A 21,505-nucleotide genomic window follows, 5' to 3' on the forward strand; every position below is an offset into this window, starting at 1 on the left:
TAAATGTTCATAATCCTCAGCAGCCACCTGGTCAACCACGACCGAGTTCACTGTGTGCACGTGCAAGGTGACCCGCTGCAAGGGCCCCCATCAGGGACAGCTCACCAGCAAGGACGGCCCCTCCGACTATCTCTGCAAAGGCGTGGACCCTGCCGCCTCCCCTGGCACCCATGATATCAAGGCACTCAGATGCTGTTTCAAGTCCGGTGCCTCCGCCAATGGTTGCCAGCGGGACATCGGGGAGGTTCACCGCGAAGTAGAGGTCCCCTTTTCTCTCCTCTGCAATGGTAACCCCCAGACTTCCCTCGACTATGTGGGCCTCGTCCTGTCCTGTTGCAAGGAATATGGCCCCTATTATGTTGGCGTAATGTGCATTGAAGCCCATGCTACCTGCTGCTGCTGAACCGATGAGGTTCTTGGCTGTGTTAACCTCGACCACTGCCTCAGGCGTTGTTTTAAGGACAGACTCGACCATCTCGCCGGGTACCGTGATCTCGGCTGTTATACTCTTACCCCTACCCTCTATGAGGTTAACGGCGGCGGGCTTCTTGTCGGTGCAGAGGTTACCGCTCAGTGCTATCACATGGGCCCCGGTCTCCCTGGTGAGGAATTCAAGGGCCCTCTCGGTTGCAATGGTGACCATGTTCATCCCCATGCTGTCACCGGTTGTGTAGACGAAGCGGGGGTATACATATGATCCAGCCACGATGATGGGGTCTATCTTAACGAGCTTCCCGTGTCTGGTTGTGGATTCTGCCTCCTCCCTGAGGGCATCCATGTTCTCGTAGATCCATTCCCTCAGCTGTAGGGCCTCAACCACGGACCCTGTCCTTATGACTGGTGCACGGGTCATGGAGTCACCGGTCACCCTGACGGTGGCGCCACCGGCCCGTGTGATCACCGAGCATCCCCTGTTCACCGATGCGACAAGGGCGCCCTCAGAGGTTGCCAGGGGCACATAGTACTCTCCGTCTGCATGTTCACCCCTCACCCTCAGTGGCCCTGCAACTCCCAGGGGGATCTGTACCACACCTATGGGGTTCTCGATGTTCCTCCTTGAGGCCCGCTCCATGTCAATGCTGTAGTTTGAGACGTGTTCAAGTTTAACCCCGCAGGTCCTCTCAATGAATTCCCTTCTTATCCTGACGGCCTCATCCACCGGGACGTGCCTTTCAATCTCATAGAGCTTGATCCTTCCCTCCATGAGGTCATCCATGATTGACATCAGCGCACCCCCAGCTGGGCCCTTATCTCATCGACTATGGCTGATGGTCTGTCAACAACCACGGCCCCGGCCGCCTCCAGGGCCTCCCTCTTGCTGCTGGCGGTACCTGTTCCGCCCTCAATTATTGCCCCTGCATGTCCCATCCTTTTACCGGGGGGTGCAGTTGCACCTGAGATGAAGGCGAATACAGGCTTTGACATCTTCTCTATGTAACTGGCAGCCCTCTCCTCTGCGTCTCCTCCTATCTCACCTATAAGGACGACGGCGTCTGTCCCGGGGTCATCCTCAAATCTTTCAAGGACATCCACAAATCCGAGCCCGGTTACAGGGTCTCCCCCGATACCAACGCAGGTGCTCTGGCCGAATCCTGCCTCCGTGAGCTGGGCTGCGAATTCATAGGTCAGTGTGCCGCTCCTTGAGACTATGCCTATGCTTCCCTCAGTGAATATGTGGGTGGGCATTATACCCAGTTTTCCGACGCCCGGAGTGATTATCCCCGGGGTGTTGGGGCCTATAACCGTCTTCCCCATCCTCGATGCGTACTCCATTATCTGCATGGAGTCATGGACAGGTATGTGCTCGGTTATTATAACCACAAGGTCGAGGTGTTTTATTGATTCAAAGGCCGCGTCCTTGGCGAAGGGTGCGGGTACAAAGATTATGGATGCATTAACATCCATCTCCTCGGTGACCTCCTCCACAGAGTTGTAGACATCCACGCCAAGGAACTCCTGACCACCCTTGCCGGGTGTAACACCCGCCACTATCCTGGTTCCATATTCGAGCATCTGTCTGGTGTGGAATGATCCCTGTTTACCTGTTATGCCCTGAACAAGGCACCTGGTATCCTCATCAAGCAGTATCATGATTGATCCCCTCATCCTTTCTTTTGTGGTCTGAAATATTTAATTATGCTCATGAAGAGCCGTTCAGGAGAAGTGTTTAATTATGATAGAGTTCTGAAGAGCCCTTCACATATTAAGGATAATGTGACTCCACATCGGTGGAGGTCACTGAAAAAATCATAAAACCCTCAGTATCCTCGTCCTCTCCTCAAAGGGTACTGCGAGGTCTATGAGGTTACCGTTAAGGAAGGCTGTGGCTGAAACTATGACGCTGCCGGGTATTACATATGATGGTGAGCCCCTCCTTACAAGGTGGACGTTCTTATGGCCGAGTGCAGCGCCGAGCATCGCCCCTGCTGCAACGCCAACACTCTCAATGTCCTCTATGGTCGCAGCAACCACCGGGTCGTCGGTCTTATCAGATACATAGCCCACCCCGGGGATTTCACGGACACCCGGCCTTATCTCCTGGCTCACATCGGTAACCCCATCCATGCCCCTGGCTGCGGCTATGGCAGAATTTGCAACGTCAGCCACGAAGTCTTCACCACCATAGGTGTCAAATGCCAGTATAACTGCATCTGGGTACCTGTCCTGTCGTACAGCTGCCTCTGCATATGATATGCCCTCCCCTGCGCCGTCTGGTTCATCTGATATCCCCTCAAGGTCTCCCAGGCTCTCTGATGAATCCCTGAGTATCTCAACTATGGCCCTGTTCACGGTCTCAAGCATGTCATCCTCCACGAAGGCACTTATAACAACGTCGTCGCCTGTTATGTTTGTCAGTGCTGCGCTCTCTGCACCCGCATCAAGAAGTCCCGGTATGGAGGCCTCAAGGGATGCTATAAGTTCCCTGCTGCAGCTCGTATCGTTATCTGATATATCTGCACCTATGGAAGTTATCTTCAAAACGATCACCTATACCTAATTTGAGCTGCCTGAATAAATAGTTTAGAGGGGCCTCATCTCATGGGAATGGGGAACTGGAGGGGGCATGTAAAATTATATATCGGAGGGCTGGCCTCAGACGGTATCAGCGCTCCCCTCAAAAAATTATTTTATATCAAAAGGGACATAAAGAATCACACTAAAATCTTTAGTTCTCTGAAGACTCCAAAAAAAGTGTGGGAGAAATATTTCACATGAACACAAAGATCTGTGTCCCTGTATTTGAGAAGACAGCCCCGGAGGTTACTGAGTCAGCCGGGAGGGCCATTGATGCAGGTGCGGATATCCTTGAAATAAGGATTGATGGTCTCCAGAATCCTGGAGAAGTTAATATCAGGGAACTCATAGAGGATATAGGGTTCCCTGTGATTGCAACCAACCGATCACCTGTCGAGGGTGGTCATTTCAGTGGCAGCGAGGATGAAAGAATAAAGCTGCTGATGGCTGCCGCTGAGGTCGCTGACTTCGTGGATATTGAACTCAGCAGTGCCCGTGAGGACATAGAGCTGGTCACAGGTAGTGCCAGGAGAAGCATCGTATCCTACCATAACTTCAGGGAGACGCCCTCACTGGAGGCCCTCCTGAGGATCGTCAGGATGGCTAAGGAGATGGGTGACATCGCCAAGGTAGCTGTGATGCCAGAGAACCTGGCAGACACCCTGGTGGTACTCCAGCTCCTCACATTTGAGGAGGACACTGTGGCAATATCCATGGGGGAACTCGGTAAATACACGAGGGTTGCAGCCGCCCTCTTTGGCTCACCCATCACCTTCGCATCAATGGGGAGGGGGACAGCCCCGGGACAGATGGATGTTGATGTAACCCGGAAAATGATTGGAGAACTCATGCCGGAGGATTGACCATGAAGAAGGTTCTGATTGCCATTGCAGTGCTTGCCATCATCGCCGTTTCAGGTGCATTTTACTACCTTGATCATGTGGATTCTGTTGACATAACCATAAAGACCGATGGTGTTAACATCACCGTTGAGGCCGACACCATCTTCTTCCAGAAGGTCCCCGCAGGGATGGAGCAGGAGATAGGGGACTACATGGCGGATGTCATCAATGACCCTGACAGCACCGTTGAATCAATAAAAAAGGACGTGACCGACATAGCAGAGAGGTACGGTTACAGGGAGGTTAACGTCAGGATAGAGTCACAGTTCGGTGTTGACCAGCTCCCAATGCCGGCCGTTGTGAGCGGTGACTCAATGTATCCAACACTGAAGGACGGCCAGGATCTCATAGTCCTCAAGACAGACAGGTACACCGTGGGGGACATAGTAATAGCAAGGCACCCTGAATACGGCCTCATTGTGAAGAGGGTCGGCAAGATCGAACCTGAAAGGGTCTACCTGATGAGTGATAACAAGAAGGTTGAACGCATCTACACTCCGACCTCTGTTATTGTGAGAACACCCCTGAACACATGGGTTCCAAGGTCAGCCATTGTGGGTGTTGTGAAGGAGTACTGAAACCCTTTCTGGACCTCCAGAATCAGAGATTTCCAGCAACATTATTTTTTTGATGACACCATTTTCCTTCTTTGAGGACATACCTTCTCTGTCTCAACACCATGGTGACTCACTCTATGGATCTGCAGCTAATCTAGATCCAGGTACTGAAAAACCGTTTCAAAGAACTCAAATTCAAAAAAATGATGAACTCAGACAATTCCCTCAGAAAAAGGTAAAAAAGAATCAGGTGAATTTGGACAGCCTCTCAACCCTCTTAAGCATGTTTGGGTGTGTTGATAACAGTTCAAGGATCCTTGCACCCATTCCGACCTTAACTCCACCGTATTTTATCCTCTGGAGTTCAGCGAGGTCTATGGTCCCATCCATGTTCATGTCAAGCTGGCGGAGGTCCTCTATCTCACCGTATGCCGCTGACACATCATTCAGGAAGAAGGCCTTGACACCCTCGACCTGTTTCAGGTCGTCCCTGTTGAACTGGGCTGAGCCGTATACAAGCTTGTAGAGTGCGCTTGCAAGTTTGTGTGGCTGACCACCAATCTCCACACTACCCTGGTCAGCGTAGTACTCCCTTGTCCTTGATATGAAGAGTACTATGAGCTGGCCTATGAAGTATGCGAGGAGGGCTGCAATACCCACCAGATTTGCCTCATCATCCCTGCTGAAGACCGTGCTCCAGAATATGTAGTAGCATATGAGGGGGACGGCGCTCACCAGGGTCATGACTATCATGTCGCTGTGCTTTATATGGGATATCTCATGTCCGAGGACTGCCCTCAGTTCCTCCTCATCAAGAAGGTTGAGTATCCCCCGGGTCACGCACACCCTTCCATCAGCCTTTGTTCTTCCGAAGGCGAATGCGTTGGGCAATGCGATCTCCGCTATTCCGACCCTTGGTTTGGGTATGCCGGCCCTTCGTGCAAGTTCATCGACCATTGCATGCAGTCGGGGTGCTTCTGCTTCGCTCACGTAGTGGACGTTCATTGTGAGTTCCACTATCTTCGGGGAGATGAGGTACTGCAGGAATATCACTCCGAAACCCAGGAGGGCATAGAAGAGTGGTCCTCCAAGTCCCAGGATGGATCCTACGACCATGAGTATCGCATAGATCAATCCGAATAAAAGTACTGTCGCCAGGAACATTCTGAGCTTCAGTTTCCATGTGCTGAGTCTTCTCATTTTGGCTTTTTCCTCCATCGAGCCATTAGTTACAAAGTGTTATTTTATTATGTGATGATATAAATCTTTTGTTATTATTGTAAGGTATGGAGGGCCCTGAATATGGAGGTTCCTGACTGTAAGCACGGTAGCCGGGATCCGCATGTAGCATAGCACCCCGACCAAAGAGACCATTCCCTGAGACCCAAAGTTTATTAAATATTAAAGTATATTTCATATTAAGGGGATGATAATATCAGGAATCTATGGAAAGTTCTAATGTTAGTGACCATCTTTGCCCTTATCGGATCCAGTCAGGCCGTCCAGATAGGCAATACAAGTTACGGCTATGTTGAGAAGGACTACTACGGTAACCAGAGCTCCAATGAGACCATAGGACTCATAATAGGGGTTCATCCCCGTGAGTCAGGTATACATGAAGCCGTGAGGAAGACCCTCCAGACCTCAAACCTCACAAAAAGATACGTCCTCTACAGCGTCCATGTGACATCCAATGCCTACGACTACTCGAAGGGCCGTATGAACGGCCAGCTACTTGCAAGGAACTTCATTGTACCTGATGTAAAGAATGAGAAGCCCATGCTGGTCATTGACTGCCATGAAAACCTTTACCGTCAGAGTGGATACGCATACCCCCGCTTCCTCTATGTGATCTCAGAGAACCTTGCAACCATAAATTACACGGAACAGATAGTATCCAGGATGGGCTTCCTGAGAGTATATACACCCCCAAAGGCAACGAGTCCTCAGTACGTGACAGTGCCGATAGCCTCACAGGGATACAGCACCATAATATATGAGACCTATAAATATGACAGCCAGTCAAGAAAGCTCAGCGACGCAGGTATGTTCATATCATGCCTTGAAAGCCTCAGAACCTACATTTCAAGGGGTATAAACATCACTTCAAGTAGCCCGGCTGCGGGAGCTGTAACCTCAAGGAGGCCGATAATAAGGGTCACCTTCTCAAAGACAATAAAACCTGGAAGGTACTGGAGCAGGGTAACCCTCAAAAACAGGTATGGTAAATCTGTGAGGGTCAGGACATGGGTTTCCGGTAACACCCTCTATGTGAAACCAGTCTACAGGCTATCCCGGAACAGCTGGTACACCCTCACCATACCGGCCGGTGCACTGGTTGACGCCCCAGAGAATAAATGGACGCTTAGGTTCAGGACCGGGAGAAGATAGGGTAGAAAAAAACCATTCTTCATTTATTTTTTAGAATTGTTCTAATGATGGATATGTAAGCCTAGAGAATCGTTGGGAGATCTTTTCTTTTTCTGGATTATAAAACTGCAGGATAAAAGCGCTTCTGTGCTGTTTTCTACACTAACATTTCATTAATTCCCTGATGATTTCATCCACTTCATTTTTAACAGCATATGCTCCCAGTGATTCCCCTTTTAGATTCATTTTGGTTATAGCTGGTGAATAAGGTAGAACACCTTTAATTTCGTTACCCTCTGAAGTTAATAGTTCTGTCAAAATTGGCTCCGTTTCCTCATCAATTTTGTTGAGGATTACTCCAAAACGTTTATCTGCTTCATGGGTAAGTTTTGCAGCCTTTTCTGCTAGTAGAACTGCATCACTGGAAGGATCTACCACCATCACTACAGCATCTGCCCCCTCCACTATTCCACGCCCGAAGTGTTCTACTCCTGCTTCAGTATCTACTAAAACCCATTGATCTTCTTCTAATCTTACATGATTCAGGAAATCTCTCGTTACAGCTCCCATAGGACAGGCACATCCCTCCATTGCATGATCAATTTTTCCTATCTGCATTAAACCTAAAGATCCAACCCAGCACACAAATTCCTGTGATAGACTCTCTAGATCAAATTTTTCCCTGAAAAGTTCGGGTTCAGTTTCCCCATCTCTGATCATTGACCTCAACTTTTTCATTACACGAGGTTTACCGCCAAGATAATCCATGAGAGTTTTCTCTGCTGGCTCAATTCCTAAGATCCCACTTAATCCAATATTAGATTCATCCGAATCAACAACCAGGACCCTTTTTTTCTGTTCTTTAAGTGTGTGAGCTATTAAAGTTACCAGCGTGCTCTTTCCACTTCCGCCTCGACCACTAATAATTAACTTGGGCATGCCGAAACCTTCCATCTTGAATTATTCCATCCTACAGTTCCAGTTATAAGGGATTATATCATTATCAAGAGGATTGACCCTCCTTTCATCAACATTTTCAGGATCGTAAAGAAGAGAAGGCATTCCGATTACCACCGATATTTTATTACCTATATTTTTCGTACCGTGAAAAATTCCAGGAGGGATATAGACTACACAGGGACATTTTTCACCCATAAATATCTCATTAAGGACCTGATATGTAGGTGAATCTTCCCTGTAATCATATAGGGCAAGCTTTACCATTCCCACGACACAGATCAGACGATCTTCCTGTTTAGAGTGAAGATTCCAGCCCTTGATCATCTTTGGATAGGAATATGAAGCAATTAATTTGCCTGATATTCTCTCCTTTCAGTTTCTTGTCATCCAAACGAAGGAGTTCCATCAGGAATCCCCTTTCATCACTGAACATTTTCAGATCATTTATAACCACTCCGTCAATGAGTTTTTCTCCATAAAAACCTGGAATATTTTGAACTCGTGGCTTTTCCAGTTCATCAAAATTTTTTAAACTTTTTGGTTTCATTCGCGGGTCTCCCTTTTTTCATACATCCATGCTAAAGGATCCTTGCCATCCGGGAACATTGCACCGTAGGGTTCAAATTTATTGATATCGCTAACAGTGCAGAAATGCATTCCACGATCCGATTCTACCATCATTAAAGGGTTAGCCTTCTCTATGTCCCATGAACCATCTTCTGGATTGTAGATATCATCGTTCACTTCAAGATGCACAACTTTACCGAGGATCAATAAATAAGGAAAGCCTTCATACTCATCTTCATAAATGTTATGCAGTTTACATTCCATCCATGCATAACACCCTTCAATTCCCGGTGCTTTAACCTTTTTTGAGGGTCTTTCCTTTAAATCCGCCAGTTCAAATTCATTAACATCAAAAGGAACATGCGAAGCTGTTGGTATCACTTTATCAACCATTTCAACCCCTGGCATATTAATAACAAATTCCCCAGTGTCTTTGATATTAACAACTGTGTCTCTCATCTTTGCTGAAGCCACACAGATCAGATCAAAGGGGCGTAAAACTGGCATAACACATGAATAAGGTGCTATGTTCCTAATTCCATCTTTACTTGTCGTTGAGATAAATGTCACTGGCAGCGGTATCAGAGATTCTCTCTTAAAATTTTCAAGTATCATATTATCACCAATCCATAATTTTTTTCCTCTCGTATATATAAATATTAGTTCTAAATCAAAAAGTATTATTATTTTGCCGTATATTCTTTAATGCTTATTACTACTTCCTGTAGTGGTGGTTTAAAGTTGAGGGAACTCGTGGAGTATGTATTATCACATCCTCCAAAGAAAATCAAAAACAACAATCACTCAAAAGAATTCGCTGGAAGTTCAGATAACCTATACGAGAATCTTATGGATTTAGTGCTGGATTAGCTAATTAAATTGAGTTAAAAAATGAAATGGGGATTCTAACAGTATCCTGGATCAAAATACGAATATAGGTGGCAAAATTATATAAGGAAGACATTAAAGATCTGAACACTTTCAGGGGATTATTATGAGAGCTGCGGATTATATAAGATATTCTATCTGAATCAGCAGCAGAACCGAAGAAAAAAGAAGGATAGAATTCCACAGCAGCTGAAGCCGCCTTAAATCCGCCGAGTCCATTTCAAGTTTCAGAGGATACCGTTCCTTTTAAGGAGCCTCCTGGGGTTCTTCACAAGCGCCTCCTCCACTCCGGACTCGGTTAGACCTGCCCCGAGGCCTATCCTCCGTGCCATCTCATAGTCGATCAGATCCCCCGGTGCATGGGTATCCGTGTCAATCACGATGGGGACACCAACCTCCCCTGCAATGGCTGCCACGTGACCATTACCAAGGCAGTGCCCCTTCCTGGCACTTATCTCAAGGGTCACATCATTCTCACGGGCCAGTTCAACGTCCTCAATCGTTATCAGGCCCGGATGGGCCAGTATATCAACCTCCGGGCAGCTTACCGCTGCATGGTTGGTGCCCGGGATCACCGGCTCCACCAGGGTTTCGCCGTGTACAACAATCACCTCGGCCCCGAGCCTCCTTGCCCTCACTGCAAGTTTCTCAATTATCTCAACGGGCGCATGTGTGATCTCAGCCCCCGGGATAACCGTGATGTCCCAGTTATCACCTATGTCCTCCACGGCGTCGATGAGGTTTGTTATGGTGTTTATGTTCGAGGCGTCTATGTGGTCAGTGATGGCTATTGCCTCATGTCCAAGTACACAGGCCCTCCTTGCAAGTTCGGATGGCAGGAGCTCACCGTCACTCAGGAGGCTGTGGGTGTGAAGATCTATCCTCTTTCTAATTTCAGGCCCTCCATGAAATCATTACAATCTGTACCGGGAGGGTCGCAACAATTCTCTCCTCCCTGAAAATCATTATATTGCTGTTGATACACATCAAAGATTAAGGTATGTTCAGGGAAGTATTTAAAATGAAGCCCAGGGTCTTTGTACCAGCACACATAACAGGATTCTTCGAGGTTGTAATGCAGAGGGACCCCCTGAGGTCAGGGTCCAGGGGGGCCGGTGTCGTCCTGGACAGGGGTGTTAAAACCGGGGTGAAGCTCAGGGGTTCAGATGACACCACGAAGGTGAGGGTGAACGGAAGGAGAGATGATGATGGAGTTAGCATTAGGGCCGTTGAAATCCTGAGGGAGCTCACAGGGTTCAGTGAGGGGGTGAGTATCCACCACGAGGTGGAGGTGCCCATAGGGTGTGGCTTCGGGACATCAGCCGCCTGCGCCCTCGGGAGCGTCCTTGCAATTGCATCTGAACTGGAACTCCCCATCACCTTCAACATGGCAGGTGAGGTGGCACACCGTGCAGAGGTTGAACTCGGAACCGGTCTCGGGGACCTCATAGCTGAGGTAACAGGTGGAATGGTCATCAGGACCCGGGAGGGGCCGCCAGGGTACGGGAGGGTTGACAGGATCATCCAGGACGGCCTCCACGTTATAACCCGGACGCTGGGGGAACTTGACACCGCATCGGTGATACATGATGATGCCCATGTGAGGGCCATCAACAGGATGGGGGGTGGTATGATAGGTCGCCTGCTTAAGAGACCAGCCCCGGCCCGGTTCATGGAGCTCTCCCGGGAGTTTGCAGAGGGGGCAGGCCTCATCCCCCGGGAGCTCAGGGAACCCCTGGAGGAACTCTCAGAGGGTACGCTGGGTGCCTCCATGGCCATGCTGGGGAACACAGTATTCGCCCTATCAGAGGACCCTGACGCCGGTGGCGCTGGCACCAGTACCTACGGTATCGACCAGCTGGGTGCAAGGTTCATATGAAAAACATACCCCGCCACAGGCCCCGGAAGTACTCAGAACTCCAAAACTCAGTCCATATGAAAAACATACCCTGCCACAGGCCCCGGAAGTACTCAGAACTCCAAAACTCAGTCCATATGAAAACATACCCTGCCAGGCCCTGACCCTGATCCGACAGCCACTCGACCGTAGACTCTGAAAACTCCAGCACCGCTGGATTATGCCTTATATGACCCTTTCCTTACATCTGAGGTTCATAATGAACAGATATGTGGATTTGTGGGGAAAATACTTTAAATTAAAAGGATATATTAATTGATGTTAGCAGAAGCAGCTTCGTGATCAGATGATAAGGATAGTGTATGATATCAACATCTACCGTGAGGTCCTCAGGGAGGTCCTTGAACCATCCCACACCGTCGTGGAGCTTGGCTGCCACGTGGGTAACTCAACGCGCATAATCTCGGACCTTGTACCTGAGGGGAGGGTTGTGGCCGTCGACAACAGCCCCGAGGCTGTCGAGGTAATGGAGTCCCTCAGCAGGGAACGTGACAACGTTGAATTTATCTCAGGGGATGTGCGGCTCCATGAAACCCTCGAGAAGGTCTGCACCATGATAGACAGCTGTGATGTTCTCAGCGTGGACCTTGGAGGTGGCTACCACCCGGATACAACCTTCAAGGTCTACTTCATCTGGTCATCCACACTCAAACCAGGGGTCTCCATCATAAGGAACCGGGGGCTCCTGGACTTTGTATGCTCATCCATCACCGAAGAGTCATTCACCTCCAGGTATGGATGGCTTGAGTCAAGTGGGGACGCTGGAATCCCCCCACGACTCAGGGAATTTAAGCTCTGGTCCAGCAAGATATACAAGGAGGGTGCCCATGATAGGCAAAAGGATTAGGATTGAGAGGATAATCAACAGGAAGACGGACAGGACTGTCATAGTACCCCTCGATCACGGAGTCTCCATTGGACCCGTTCGCGGGATAATCGACATGGCAGGCACCATAGATGAGGTTGCAAGTGGCGGTGCAAACGCCGTTCTCATGCACAAGGGAATGGTCAGGAGTGGACACAGGGGATACGGGAGGGACATAGGACTCATAATACACCTCTCGGCCAGCACAGGCCTCGGCCCCGACCCAAACCACAAGGTCCTTGTGACCTCAGTTGAGAAGGCCCTCAAGCTGGGTGCCGACGCGGTATCCGTCCATGTGAATGTGGGATCCGAAAGGGAACCCGAGATGCTGATAAAACTCGGAACCGTTGCAGAGATCTGTGATGACTGGGGCATGCCCCTCATTGCCATGATGTACCCCAGGGGTAAGAAGATAGATGATGAGCACGACCCGGAGGTCGTGAAGCTGGCAGCCCGTGCAGGCGCAGAGCTCGGTGCAGACATAATAAAGACCAACTACACCGGTGACCCTGACACCTTCAGGGACGTTGTGAAGGGGTGCCCGGTCCCTGTGGTGATAGCTGGCGGACCAAAGATAGAGACAGAGGAGGAGCTACTCCAGATGGTCAGTGACTCTGTGGAGGCAGGGGGCGCAGGGGTCGCCATTGGAAGGAACATATTCCAGGCCGATTCACCTGCAAACATGACAGGGGCCATAGCAGGCATAGTCCATGATGGCCTGAGTGTCGAGGAGGCCGTCAGGATACTGAAGGGTGGCGAGTGAGATGAAGTTCGCATGGCTCCTGGCCCCCGACACCTACTGGGATGAGAAGAAGACCTTCATAACGGCGGCCCTGGAATCAGGGATAGACCACATAGTGGACACCGCCGATTCCGGGAGGATAAAGAAGCTCGGTAACCTGACCCTCATCTCCCCTGATGAGGACGCGGATATAGTACTTGTAGGTAGGGATGGTGAGGGTGACGGGACCCTTGAACTCCCGGAGACCCTTGAGTACTCAAGGGACATTGAAATGGCATCAGAACTCAGTGAAAGTGGAAGACAGGTTGCAGCCTACGTGGAGATAAGGAGCAAGGCCCATGAGGAGCTTGCCAGGAGGCTCGGGCGCGTCGTTGACTACCTCATACTGGTGGGTGAGGACTGGAAGATCATCCCCCTGGAGAACATAATCGCAGACCTGCAGGAAGAGGATGTTAAACTCATCGCCGCGGTGGCTGACGTGGACGAGGCCCGGGTTGCCCTTGAAACCCTTGAACACGGAACCGACGGTGTCCTCATAGAACCGGCAGACATATCCCAGATAAAGGACATTGCAGCCCTCCTTGAGAATATTGAAAGCGAGACCTACGAACTTAAACCCGCCACCATAACCCGCATCGAGCCCATCGGATCAGGTGACAGGGTCTGCGTGGACACATGCTCCATAATGGGGATAGGCGAGGGCATGCTTGTGGGTAGCTACTCACAGGGACTGTTCCTGGTGCACAGTGAATCCCTTGAAAGTGAGTATGTGGCATCAAGGCCCTTCCGTGTCAATGCGGGTCCTGTACAGGCCTACGTCATGGTGCCCGGTGGCAGGACCAGGTACCTCTCGGAACTTGAAACCGGCGACGAGGTCATCATAGTGGACAGGGATGGCAGATCACGCTCCGCGATTGTGGGGAGGGTGAAGATCGAAAAGAGGCCCCTGATGCTCGTTGAGGCAGAGTATGAAGGCATGAAGGTCAGGACACTCCTCCAGAATGCCGAGACAATAAGGCTCGTGAATGATAAGGGTGAACCGGTATCTGTAAGTGAACTGGGTGAGGGTGACAGGGTCCTGGTCTACTTCGACGAATCCGCCAGGCACTTCGGGATGGCCATAAAGGAGACCATAATCGAGAAATGATGGTGTGTGAAGGAAGCCATGCCCCGCTACAGAAAGGGATAAAATGTACCATGTGAAGTTGATAGGGCCCTCCGAGAAGGATGAAGTACTCGCTGAACTCTCAGATCTGAGGTTATTTGAGAGGAAGGCCAACCTGCACGGTGCCTGTGTCAAGCTACTGACCGATAACATCTCATTCAAGGAGGAATGGGAGGCTAACTTCAAATTCATGAGCGACGATGTGAGGCCCCATGCAAAGGTATTCGCAATCTCAGATGGCGGGGACCTTGAGGTGCTCTACGAGCCGGTATCAAAAACCGTGATAATCAGGAACTGCGACTACTATGGCTGGGTTAAGAGCATAGCCCTTGCAGCGGTCTCAGACTTCTTCGAGGAGTATCACTCAGAGCATCGCCGCTACTCTGTCCACGGTTCAGCCCTTGACAGGAAGGGGGATGGTCTGGCCATCATCGGCCCACCCGGGACAGGGAAGACGACCCTCACCTACGGCCTCCTCCTTGATAGGGACTACAGCTACATATCAGATGACTGGTTCTTCACCCGCCTCTTTGAGAACGGCGTCCTGGTATACGCCTCAGAAAAGAACTCCTACATAAGGGATGACATCGGGGATGTCTGGGGTGAGTACTCGGATATCATAAGATCTGTTAAACTTGACAGCATGGGGAGGGGCGTCGCAGATGTGGGCATGCTCTTCAGGGACAGGATAAGGGACTCCACCACCCTCAAAAGGGTCGTGCTCCTTGAGAGAAACCCTGCAAACCCTCCACTCAGGAGGCTGAATGCCAGGGAGGGCCTGGAGTACATGGCCGGAAACGACTTCTGCAACCCCCACCAGCTCATACGGGATGAAAGGAAAACAGGACTCAGGAGGGACTTCTTCATGGAACTCTTCAGCAGGGTGGATCTGTACATCCTCAACACCATCGAAACACCCAGGGAGAGCCTTGAAAGGCTCAGAAGCCTTGAACATAGTGGGGAGGTTAAGCAATGAAGGTCAGAGCATTCCTTGCAGTTGACCTCGATGAGGGACTGCGGGACCATGTATCCAGGATACAGGATACCCTCAAATCTGCGGATGCCCAGGTCAAATTCGTTGAACCAGAGAACCTGCACTTCACCCTCAAGTTCTTCGGTGATGTTGGTGAGGGTAAGCTCAGGAGGATAGAGAATGTGGTGAGGGACACCCTCCGAGGCTATGAGCCCTTTGAAATCAGCATAAGGGGGGCTGGTGTCTTCCCGAACCCCAGATACATACGTGTGGTCTGGCTAGGAGTTGAAAACCCTGAAACCTTCTCAGATCTTCAGAGGAGCCTTGACATGGAATTCGTGAAGATGGGGTTCCGTCCTGAGAGGGACTACGTACCCCACCTCACAGTAGGGAGGGTTAAGGGACCGAGGAACAGGGATAAACTCGCTGAGCTCATAGGGGAACTTCAGAACGTTGAGGTCGGATCAATGAGGGTCAGTGAGGTGTCCCTCAAGAGGAGTGAACTCACACCTGCAGGGCCAATCTACACTGATATGGAGGTCTTCAGACTTTGAGGTTCTGATCCGACCCCATGAGTGGCAGAAAATTTTTTGATTCATGGCCCCCTATATGGATAGCTGGTGCACTCTCACTCCGGTTCCTATCCTGGATTAGTTTATCTGCAGTTTACTTCAATTCTTCATGGTGATGATTTATGACCATAGACTACAGCAACATACTCAAAACCATAAAACCCAACGGTGATGAATACCGGAGGGTCATGGAACTATCAGATAGTCTCGTTGAGTGCCTGAATGTACTCGCAGAGGAACAGGGAATAGACGCCGAGGCCGTCCTCGTGGGTTCAGTTGCCAAGGGGACCTGGCTTTCAGGTGCTGCAGACATTGACATATTCATACACTTTCCCCTCACGACCTCAGAGGATGAGCTCAAGGAGAATGGTCTCAGACTCGGCTATGGATGCATAGAGAGGTTCAGTGGTGAAGCCGAGGAGAGATACGCATCCCACCCCTATGTAACCGGTTACATTGACGGCTATGAGGTGGACTTTGTCCCCTGCTACCGGATAGATGATGCATCCATGCTAAGGTCGGCCGTTGATCGGACCATACTCCACACAAGGTACATACAGGAGAACCTCAGGGATGAGCAGAAGGATGACGTGCTCCTCCTTAAGCAGTTCATGAAGTCAACAGGGACCTATGGTTCAGAGTTCCGTGTTGGTGGCTTCGCAGGCTACCTTGCCGAGCTGCTGGTGCTCTGCTACGGCGACTTTGAGGGAGTCCTCGAGGGCGCCCTTCAGTGGAGGCCCGGATACATAATAGACCTTGAGGGCCACGGGACAGGCAAGGGATTCGAGGATCCCCTGGTGGTGGTTGACCCTGTTGATAGAAACAGAAACGTTGCAGCGGCCCTGACACTCCAGAGGATGGCTGAATTTGTAACCGCATCCCTGAACTTCCTGGGAAACCCGGGCCCAGAGTACTTTCAACCCCCCAGATACTCCACAGATGCCGCTGAAATAACCGGGACCCTCAGATGCAGGGGTTCAAGGGTCATCGTCATCTCAACGGGAGTCCCGGATGTACCCTCAGATGCCCTCTACCCCCAGCTGAGGAAGACCCTTGATTCTGTGGTTAAGAACCTTGAGGCGGAGGGTTTCTCTGTCCTGGGAGCTGACTACTGGAGTGATGAGAGCAGATCGGCATTTATGGTCCTTGAGATGGATGTATGGGAGCTCCCCTCCTACCGGAAGAGGTATGGTCCCCCTGTATGGTCCCGGCGCCACAGGGAGAGATTCCTCAGGAAGCATGAGAGGGTCTGGGTTGAGGGATCCAGGCTCACCATCGAATCCCCCAGGAGGCACAGATCAGCAGTTTCATATCTGAGGGACCTGCTTTCAAAGCCGGATAGGCTGAGGATGGGTAAACACGTAGGGGCGGAGATCAGGAGGGGCTTCAGTGTTGATCTCCTTGATGATGTAATTGGAGAAGCTGAAAAGGAATTTCTTGAGTTCATGGATGCATTCCTGAACCCCTGGAAGGCCCTTGAAAGATGATCCCTTAACCCCTATTATCTACTGACCTATCCCCTCTCCTCCACAAACCTCGGGACAGCGCTCTTAAGGGGGTCAAAGGTCTCAGGATTTTTAACCTCCATGCAGATCATGCTGACCTTTGAGTGCAGTGATGTTGGGAGTCTCAGTATCCTCTTGAGGTCAATGGTCACCTTGGCATCAAGCATCCTCATGTTAATCTTCGATATCCCCTTAACAAGTCTCGGGTAAACCCTGGGACCTATCACTGACCTGAACTCCCCCCACCTGTCCTCAAGTATGAGGTCCCTGTTCCTGACTGCAGTCTTAACTGTCCTCGCGGTGACATCCTCGATATCCTCATCACCCCTCAGGTGAAGAAGCACATGCCTTGCCCTCTCAGTGAATACCCTGTGATATCCCAGTGGTATGGAGAAGTGCTCCATTTCATAGGATGATACCCCATCAGTAAACTTCCTCCGCGGCTCCCTTGCACCCGCGGTGTACCTCAGTATCTCAGCCCTCACCTCCGAGCCGAGCTCCATGACCTCAGGGTCGAGGACCCTAACATGGTAGCCCCTCCCAGAGTATATGACATGGATGTCGTCCAGGCCCAGGTCCCCCCTCAGGGTGTCAACCATCATGAGGACCAGTTCCCTTGCCTCATCAAGGCATGTGGGGCACACCCCCTCACAGTCACATGACCTCACAGGGAGGTCCTTGGCATCAACATCGAATATGAGTTCGGACCGCTGCCACCCCTTCCTCTTTCCAGGTTCCCTGTAGAACGCCACCGAGGAGTATGCTGCGAATGGGTAACGGACCCTCATGAACCTTGACAGGCTCCTCTCATCCCTGAAGGTCCTGTACCTGTCACTGGGTCCCCTGCCATTGTGGTCGAACCCGAATTCCCTCATATGGAGGTTATCAGCTATGAAGTCAGGGAGGTCCCTGACATTCCATTCCTCACGGTAGTACCTCTTCCTCTCAAGGGGTGTTGCCGGTTCGAACATGTATTATTCCTCCTTCTCCCCGCTTGATCTGAGCTTCCACCTCTTCCTGTTGTAGTAGGTCAGTGGATTGGAGATGCTGCTGCAGAGTTTATCAGGTCTGCAGAGGTCCGGGAGGTGTATTTTGATCTTCTCACAGCTCATGGGTGTGTACCATTTGCTTTCGCCCTCATTTTCCAGTTCAGGCATGTCATGGACACCGAAGCCCAGCTTCGCAGTTATGTTCAGTTTCTCCTGTGGATCGTCCTCAAAGAGGGGTGGTTCGCATCTATCAGCGGCATCATAGATCACCGGCAGGATCTCCCCCAGGGTTATCCTGAGGTCAGGGTCAAGGTCAGAGACCTTCATGGGGGTCCTGTCCCTGAAGACCGATGGGTATAGACGTGCATAGGATATGAAGGACGTTAGAAGGAGCACTATGGCGTCGTTCCTGTTACCGGACTTAACCCCATCCAGTGTCCCCCTTATGCATGGCGGGAAGGCCTCCGGGACAAGCTTACCGGGTCTTGCAGATTTAACAGGGCCCCCTGTGAATGACATTATCCTCTCAACGGTCTCCCTTATCCTTTCTGCTGTTTCAAGTATCAGGGGGTGGACCTCCACCGTTGAACTCATCTCCCTGACCCTCCCTATATACTCCTCTGTCCTCTGCATTATCATGCGGGATATCATCGTCTCCCTGACCTCAAGACCTACGAGGATGTCGTAGAGCCTGTCAGGACTCCTGTCCCTTATACTGTCCTGGAAGCTCGTTATGAATTCGTCCCTGTCTATTATGACCCTCCCCCTCTTGAGGATGAGGTCTGTGAGCTTCAGTTTCCCTGAACCCAGGAGGTCGGCCAGCTCCGTCCACCTGAGGCCCTCTGAACCCAGTTCATAGAGAACATCAGCTATGATATCCTCCCTTTCACTCCCGAGGACGTTGAGGCGGTCCTCCACCATGGCCCCTGCAGACTCAACCACCAGCCTCGCCTCCCTTGAGGCCTTCATGAATCCAGCGCCTGCTGCCTGGGCAAGGATATAGAAGGCCAGCACATCGTACTCCTCAATCTCAGGGTTCATCAGGTAGGCGTAGTCCCTGTGGTTGAAGTCCTTCCTCTGTCTCCTGAGGTACCATTCCAGGCGTTTAACTGCAAGTTCAGCTATGCTGCCCGGGAGGAGAGAATTGTCTGCAAGGTTCTGTCCGCGTGTGCGCCTCCCTATCTCAAGGAGCTCATCCCTTGTATCGGCTATGGTGTCCAGTGATCCGTATTTCCTCACGATTTCCCTGGCATCCTCTGAGAAGGGGTTTATGAAGAGTGAAGATACCATGTTTAAATCTTATACCGGTTGACCCATAAAGGTATCGAAGTGTCCCATCACATCGAAGCGCAGTTTTGGGCATGCTGATCTGGCCTTGAGGTTGCAGTTTCCCTGAATCCAGTACCTCAGGGGCGTGTTGCCCTGATTATGACCGCAAGACATGGACTCAAATAAATTTATATAGAAGTAAACCGTAAATTAAACTGGATTTAATTGCCTTAAATCGACCCGTCTTATTCTGATCTGGTTCATGATTCAAGGAGGAGTTTGAGTTGAGTAAAGTATTTATCACCTGCGCACTTCCATATGCCAACGGCCCCACGCATCTCGGTCATCTGAGGTCAACCTACATACCTGCAGACATATATGTAAGGTACCGGAGACTCAGGGGCGATGATGTCCTCTTCGTCTGCGCCACCGATGAACACGGGACTCCCATAGCCGTGAAGGCAGAGGCCGAGGGCAGGACCCCCCTGGAGGTCGCCACCCGCTACCATGAGATGATAAGGGGGGACCTTGAGAGGTGTGACATATCCTTTGACAGCTTCACCAGGACCACAGATGATCTCCACCACGAGATAGCCCAGAAATTCTTCCTTAAACTCTACAAGAAGGGCTTCATATACGAGAAGGACATAAAACAGCTCTACTGTGGGGACTGCCAGCGATTCCTCCCGGACAGGTACGTTGAGGGCACCTGCCCCTACTGTGGAAGTGAGGGTGCGCGTGGAGACCACTGCGAGGGCTGCGGAAGGCACCTCGAGCCGCTCCAGCTTGAGGATCCGCGTTGCATGGTCTGCGGGTCAGAGCCAGAGGTCAGGGACTCCCGGCACTACTTCTTCCGCCTGAGCCAGTTCCAGGATGAAATCAGGGAGTGGATCGAGGGCTCAGAGATGCCATCAAATGTGAGGAACTACGCCCTCCAGTGGCTCCGCGAGGGCCTGAAGGACTGGATACTCACAAGGGACATGGATTGGGGTGTCCCGGTACCCCTGGAGGGGAACGATGGTAAGATCATATACGTGTGGGGTGAGGCCTTCCTTGGCTACATCTCATCTGCAGCCGCCTGGAGCAAAAAAACCGGGAGGGACTGGAGGGAATACTGGGACTCCGGCGCCCTCCACTTCATCGGAAAGGACATAATATACCACCACGCCATATTCTGGCCAGCCCTCCTCATGGCCTATGGCTGCAGGACCCCTGAGAACATAATAGCCGGCGAATACCTCTCACTTGAGGGCCAGAAGATGTCCACCAGTAAAAACTGGGTGGTCTGGACATCAGACTTCCTTGAAAGGTTTGACAGGGACCTCCTCAGGTACTACCTCACCGTCAACGCACCACTCACCAGGGACACTGACTTCTCCTGGGACGACTTCCAGAGGAGGGTCAACGATGAACTGGCCGATGTCCTCGGGAACTTCCTCCACAGGACCTTCTCATTCACGGGCAGGTTCTTTGACGGGAGGGTCCCGGCTGCAGGTGAACTTACAGCTGAGGACCAGGAATTCCTTGAATCAATCAGGACAGCCCATGACACCGTCGGTGAACTCCTGGATAAATTCCAGTTCAGGGATGCCCTGATGCACATAATCAAACTTGCCAAGATGGGTAACAAGTACTTCAATGACCAGGAACCCTGGAAGGCCGTTAAGGAGTCACCCGCCAGGGCTTCAACCTGCCTCCACCTCTGCAATCTCCTGGCAGCCAACCTCGGGAAACTCCTGAGGCCCTTCATGCCATCAGCAGCAGGCAGGATACTCTCCATCATGAACCTGGAGGATGAACCCTGGGGATTCCATGAACTCGAAGAGGGACAGGTGATAGAGAGGGCGAAGCCCCTCTTCTCCAAGATACCCGACGAGGCAATTGAGGAGGAGAAAGCAAAACTCATTGAGGAGGATGATGAAGTGGAAACCGTGACAATCGACGACTTCGCAAGTATGGACATAAGGGTTGGCGTGGTAAGGTCAGCCGAACGAATAGAGGGATCAGACAAACTCCTGAAGCTCATGATAGACGTGGGTGAGAGGGAGATGCAGGTTGTTGCAGGACTTGCAGAGAAATACAGCCCCGAAGACCTTGTTGAGAGGAAGGTTACAGTGCTTGTGAACCTCAAACCCGCGAAACTCTTCGGTGTGAAGTCAGAGGGTATGGTCCTTGCAACAGGAGAATCCCTCAACCTGCTCGACCCCGGGGACGCCGGAGTCGGGGAAAGGATAAGGTGACTGGAAGG

The 21,505-nt window shown here is 51.0% G+C and carries 23 protein-coding genes; 12 read left to right on the forward strand and 11 right to left on the reverse strand.

Annotated elements, in window-relative coordinates; genetic code table 11:
* Nucleotides 1-31: 31 nt before the first annotated feature.
* The 3 genes from hmgA to tca_RS02630 all read right to left on the reverse strand — a co-directional run bounded on the left by hmgA (nucleotide 32) and on the right by tca_RS02630 (nucleotide 2,979).
* On the reverse strand, nucleotides 32-1,225 hold the full coding sequence (gene hmgA, locus tca_RS02620) for a hydroxymethylglutaryl-CoA reductase (NADPH) (RefSeq protein ID WP_286709109.1): 1,194 nt from the start codon (nucleotides 1,223-1,225) through the stop codon (nucleotides 32-34).
* Nucleotides 1,225-2,091 carry a succinate--CoA ligase subunit alpha gene (gene sucD, locus tca_RS02625; protein ID WP_286709110.1) on the reverse strand — a complete coding sequence of 289 codons (867 nt, stop codon included), beginning with the start codon at nucleotides 2,089-2,091 and terminating at the stop codon, nucleotides 1,225-1,227. The genes hmgA and sucD overlap by 1 nt, the downstream gene beginning before the upstream one ends.
* Before the next feature lie 156 nt (nucleotides 2,092-2,247).
* Nucleotides 2,248-2,979 carry a hypothetical protein gene (locus tca_RS02630; RefSeq protein ID WP_048060844.1) on the reverse strand — a complete coding sequence of 244 codons (732 nt, stop codon included), beginning with the start codon at nucleotides 2,977-2,979 and terminating at the stop codon, nucleotides 2,248-2,250.
* A 233-nt stretch (nucleotides 2,980-3,212) separates the two neighbouring features.
* Here tca_RS02630 and aroD point away from each other — a divergent pair, with 233 nt between their 5' ends.
* Together aroD and tca_RS02640 are read left to right on the forward strand one after the other, a co-directional pair.
* On the forward strand, nucleotides 3,213-3,878 hold the full coding sequence (gene aroD / locus tca_RS02635; RefSeq protein WP_286709111.1) for a type I 3-dehydroquinate dehydratase: 666 nt from the start codon (nucleotides 3,213-3,215) through the stop codon (nucleotides 3,876-3,878).
* Between the two features lie 2 nt (nucleotides 3,879-3,880).
* Nucleotides 3,881-4,495, forward strand: coding sequence for a S24/S26 family peptidase (locus tca_RS02640; RefSeq protein WP_048060845.1), 615 nt, complete (start codon nucleotides 3,881-3,883; stop codon nucleotides 4,493-4,495).
* 225 nt (nucleotides 4,496-4,720) lie between these two features.
* Here tca_RS02640 and tca_RS02645 read toward each other — a convergent pair whose 3' ends face one another.
* Complete coding sequence (locus tag tca_RS02645) at nucleotides 4,721-5,674, reverse strand: zinc metalloprotease HtpX (RefSeq protein ID WP_286709112.1); 954 nt, start codon at nucleotides 5,672-5,674, stop codon at nucleotides 4,721-4,723.
* Nucleotides 5,675-5,932: 258 nt separating this feature from the next.
* On the opposite strand from tca_RS02645, the gene tca_RS02650 reads away from it, so the two are divergent.
* The gene (locus tca_RS02650; protein WP_010876209.1) at nucleotides 5,933-6,865 is read left to right on the forward strand and encodes an Ig-like domain-containing protein; all 933 of its coding nucleotides are present in this window, start codon (nucleotides 5,933-5,935) and stop codon (nucleotides 6,863-6,865) included.
* A 141-nt stretch (nucleotides 6,866-7,006) separates the two neighbouring features.
* On the opposite strand, the gene tca_RS02655 is transcribed toward tca_RS02650, so the two are convergent.
* From tca_RS02655 to tca_RS02670, 4 genes are read right to left on the reverse strand one after another with little or no spacing between them, the layout of a single operon-like run.
* Nucleotides 7,007-7,783 carry an AAA family ATPase gene (locus tag tca_RS02655; protein WP_048060846.1) on the reverse strand — a complete coding sequence of 259 codons (777 nt, stop codon included), beginning with the start codon at nucleotides 7,781-7,783 and terminating at the stop codon, nucleotides 7,007-7,009.
* A gap of 21 nt (nucleotides 7,784-7,804) precedes the next feature.
* Nucleotides 7,805-8,128 carry a dTDP-4-dehydrorhamnose 3,5-epimerase family protein gene (locus tca_RS02660; RefSeq protein WP_197538713.1) on the reverse strand — a complete coding sequence of 108 codons (324 nt, stop codon included), beginning with the start codon at nucleotides 8,126-8,128 and terminating at the stop codon, nucleotides 7,805-7,807.
* Nucleotides 8,100-8,351 (reverse strand): dTDP-4-dehydrorhamnose 3,5-epimerase family protein, encoded by a 252-nt coding sequence (locus tca_RS02665; protein ID WP_010876212.1) that lies wholly within the window; start codon nucleotides 8,349-8,351, stop codon nucleotides 8,100-8,102. Before tca_RS02665 ends, tca_RS02660 begins: the two co-directional genes overlap by 29 nt.
* The gene (locus tag tca_RS02670; protein ID WP_010876213.1) at nucleotides 8,348-8,986 is read right to left on the reverse strand and encodes a flavin reductase family protein; all 639 of its coding nucleotides are present in this window, start codon (nucleotides 8,984-8,986) and stop codon (nucleotides 8,348-8,350) included. Before tca_RS02670 ends, tca_RS02665 begins: the two co-directional genes overlap by 4 nt.
* Before the next feature lie 126 nt (nucleotides 8,987-9,112).
* On the opposite strand from tca_RS02670, the gene tca_RS02675 reads away from it, so the two are divergent.
* Nucleotides 9,113-9,241: a hypothetical protein gene (locus tag tca_RS02675; RefSeq protein ID WP_269889786.1), complete on the forward strand. Its 129-nt coding sequence runs from the start codon at nucleotides 9,113-9,115 to the stop codon at nucleotides 9,239-9,241.
* Between the two features lie 245 nt (nucleotides 9,242-9,486).
* Here tca_RS02675 and tca_RS02680 read toward each other — a convergent pair whose 3' ends face one another.
* Entirely contained in the window at nucleotides 9,487-10,152 is a 666-nt protein-coding gene (locus tca_RS02680) for a histidinol phosphate phosphatase domain-containing protein (RefSeq protein WP_048060848.1), read from the reverse strand.
* Between the two features lie 128 nt (nucleotides 10,153-10,280).
* On the opposite strand from tca_RS02680, the gene tca_RS02685 reads away from it, so the two are divergent.
* The 7 genes from tca_RS02685 to cca all read left to right on the forward strand — a co-directional run bounded on the left by tca_RS02685 (nucleotide 10,281) and on the right by cca (nucleotide 16,981).
* Nucleotides 10,281-11,138 carry a pantoate kinase gene (locus tag tca_RS02685; RefSeq protein WP_048061230.1) on the forward strand — a complete coding sequence of 286 codons (858 nt, stop codon included), beginning with the start codon at nucleotides 10,281-10,283 and terminating at the stop codon, nucleotides 11,136-11,138.
* A gap of 325 nt (nucleotides 11,139-11,463) precedes the next feature.
* Nucleotides 11,464-12,024 carry a trans-aconitate 2-methyltransferase gene (locus tca_RS02690; RefSeq protein WP_010876217.1) on the forward strand — a complete coding sequence of 187 codons (561 nt, stop codon included), beginning with the start codon at nucleotides 11,464-11,466 and terminating at the stop codon, nucleotides 12,022-12,024.
* Nucleotides 12,005-12,805 carry a 2-amino-3,7-dideoxy-D-threo-hept-6-ulosonate synthase gene (locus tca_RS02695; protein ID WP_010876218.1) on the forward strand — a complete coding sequence of 267 codons (801 nt, stop codon included), beginning with the start codon at nucleotides 12,005-12,007 and terminating at the stop codon, nucleotides 12,803-12,805. Before tca_RS02690 ends, tca_RS02695 begins: the two co-directional genes overlap by 20 nt.
* A gap of 1 nt (nucleotide 12,806) precedes the next feature.
* The gene (locus tca_RS02700) at nucleotides 12,807-13,931 is read left to right on the forward strand and encodes a 3-dehydroquinate synthase II (RefSeq protein WP_048060849.1); all 1,125 of its coding nucleotides are present in this window, start codon (nucleotides 12,807-12,809) and stop codon (nucleotides 13,929-13,931) included.
* Nucleotides 13,932-13,974: 43 nt separating this feature from the next.
* Nucleotides 13,975-14,925, forward strand: coding sequence for a hypothetical protein (locus tag tca_RS02705; protein WP_048175377.1), 951 nt, complete (start codon nucleotides 13,975-13,977; stop codon nucleotides 14,923-14,925).
* Nucleotides 14,922-15,476 (forward strand): RNA 2',3'-cyclic phosphodiesterase, encoded by a 555-nt coding sequence (thpR, locus tag tca_RS02710; RefSeq protein ID WP_010876222.1) that lies wholly within the window; start codon nucleotides 14,922-14,924, stop codon nucleotides 15,474-15,476. Before tca_RS02705 ends, thpR begins: the two co-directional genes overlap by 4 nt.
* Nucleotides 15,477-15,616: 140 nt before the next feature.
* Nucleotides 15,617-16,981 carry a CCA tRNA nucleotidyltransferase gene (cca, locus tag tca_RS02715; RefSeq protein ID WP_269899612.1) on the forward strand — a complete coding sequence of 455 codons (1,365 nt, stop codon included), beginning with the start codon at nucleotides 15,617-15,619 and terminating at the stop codon, nucleotides 16,979-16,981.
* Between the two features lie 26 nt (nucleotides 16,982-17,007).
* Here the strand turns inward: cca and priS are convergent, their stop codons facing one another.
* Together priS and tca_RS02725 are read right to left on the reverse strand one after the other, a co-directional pair.
* The gene (priS, locus tag tca_RS02720; RefSeq protein WP_048175379.1) at nucleotides 17,008-17,970 is read right to left on the reverse strand and encodes a DNA primase catalytic subunit PriS; all 963 of its coding nucleotides are present in this window, start codon (nucleotides 17,968-17,970) and stop codon (nucleotides 17,008-17,010) included.
* Nucleotides 17,971-17,973: 3 nt separating this feature from the next.
* On the reverse strand, nucleotides 17,974-19,278 hold the full coding sequence (locus tca_RS02725; protein WP_048175380.1) for a DNA primase: 1,305 nt from the start codon (nucleotides 19,276-19,278) through the stop codon (nucleotides 17,974-17,976).
* Nucleotides 19,279-19,541: 263 nt separating this feature from the next.
* On the opposite strand from tca_RS02725, the gene metG reads away from it, so the two are divergent.
* A complete protein-coding gene (gene metG / locus tca_RS02730) occupies nucleotides 19,542-21,497 on the forward strand; it encodes a methionine--tRNA ligase (RefSeq protein ID WP_048175381.1) in 1,956 nt (651 codons plus the stop codon).
* Nucleotides 21,498-21,505 lie beyond the last annotated feature (8 nt).

This window comes from Methanothermobacter sp. EMTCatA1 (genome assembly GCF_002356395.1).
GTDB lineage: Archaea > Methanobacteriota > Methanobacteria > Methanobacteriales > Methanothermobacteraceae > Methanothermobacter > Methanothermobacter thermautotrophicus.

What these genes read in the sequence shown, in the direction of transcription:
- hmgA (WP_286709109.1), bottom strand. Translation starts at nt 1,225, where the DNA reads ATGTCAATCATGGATGACCTCATGGAGGGAAGGATCAAGCTCTATGAG.
- sucD (WP_286709110.1), bottom strand. Translation starts at nt 2,091, where the DNA reads ATGATACTGCTTGATGAGGATACCAGGTGCCTTGTTCAGGGCATAACA.
- aroD (WP_286709111.1), top strand. Translation starts at nt 3,213, where the DNA reads ATGAACACAAAGATCTGTGTCCCTGTATTTGAGAAGACAGCCCCGGAG.
- tca_RS02640 (WP_048060845.1), top strand. Translation starts at nt 3,881, where the DNA reads ATGAAGAAGGTTCTGATTGCCATTGCAGTGCTTGCCATCATCGCCGTT.
- tca_RS02645 (WP_286709112.1), bottom strand. Translation starts at nt 5,674, where the DNA reads ATGAGAAGACTCAGCACATGGAAACTGAAGCTCAGAATGTTCCTGGCG.
- tca_RS02650 (WP_010876209.1), top strand. Translation starts at nt 5,933, where the DNA reads ATGTTAGTGACCATCTTTGCCCTTATCGGATCCAGTCAGGCCGTCCAG.
- tca_RS02655 (WP_048060846.1), bottom strand. Translation starts at nt 7,783, where the DNA reads ATGCCCAAGTTAATTATTAGTGGTCGAGGCGGAAGTGGAAAGAGCACG.
- tca_RS02660 (WP_197538713.1), bottom strand. Translation starts at nt 8,128, where the DNA reads ATGATCAAGGGCTGGAATCTTCACTCTAAACAGGAAGATCGTCTGATC.
- tca_RS02665 (WP_010876212.1), bottom strand. Translation starts at nt 8,351, where the DNA reads ATGAAACCAAAAAGTTTAAAAAATTTTGATGAACTGGAAAAGCCACGA.
- tca_RS02670 (WP_010876213.1), bottom strand. Translation starts at nt 8,986, where the DNA reads ATGATACTTGAAAATTTTAAGAGAGAATCTCTGATACCGCTGCCAGTG.
- tca_RS02685 (WP_048061230.1), top strand. Translation starts at nt 10,281, where the DNA reads ATGAAGCCCAGGGTCTTTGTACCAGCACACATAACAGGATTCTTCGAG.
- tca_RS02690 (WP_010876217.1), top strand. Translation starts at nt 11,464, where the DNA reads ATGATAAGGATAGTGTATGATATCAACATCTACCGTGAGGTCCTCAGG.
- tca_RS02695 (WP_010876218.1), top strand. Translation starts at nt 12,005, where the DNA reads ATGATAGGCAAAAGGATTAGGATTGAGAGGATAATCAACAGGAAGACG.
- tca_RS02700 (WP_048060849.1), top strand. Translation starts at nt 12,807, where the DNA reads ATGAAGTTCGCATGGCTCCTGGCCCCCGACACCTACTGGGATGAGAAG.
- tca_RS02705 (WP_048175377.1), top strand. Translation starts at nt 13,975, where the DNA reads ATGTACCATGTGAAGTTGATAGGGCCCTCCGAGAAGGATGAAGTACTC.
- thpR (WP_010876222.1), top strand. Translation starts at nt 14,922, where the DNA reads ATGAAGGTCAGAGCATTCCTTGCAGTTGACCTCGATGAGGGACTGCGG.
- cca (WP_269899612.1), top strand. Translation starts at nt 15,617, where the DNA reads ATGACCATAGACTACAGCAACATACTCAAAACCATAAAACCCAACGGT.
- priS (WP_048175379.1), bottom strand. Translation starts at nt 17,970, where the DNA reads ATGTTCGAACCGGCAACACCCCTTGAGAGGAAGAGGTACTACCGTGAG.
- tca_RS02725 (WP_048175380.1), bottom strand. Translation starts at nt 19,278, where the DNA reads ATGGTATCTTCACTCTTCATAAACCCCTTCTCAGAGGATGCCAGGGAA.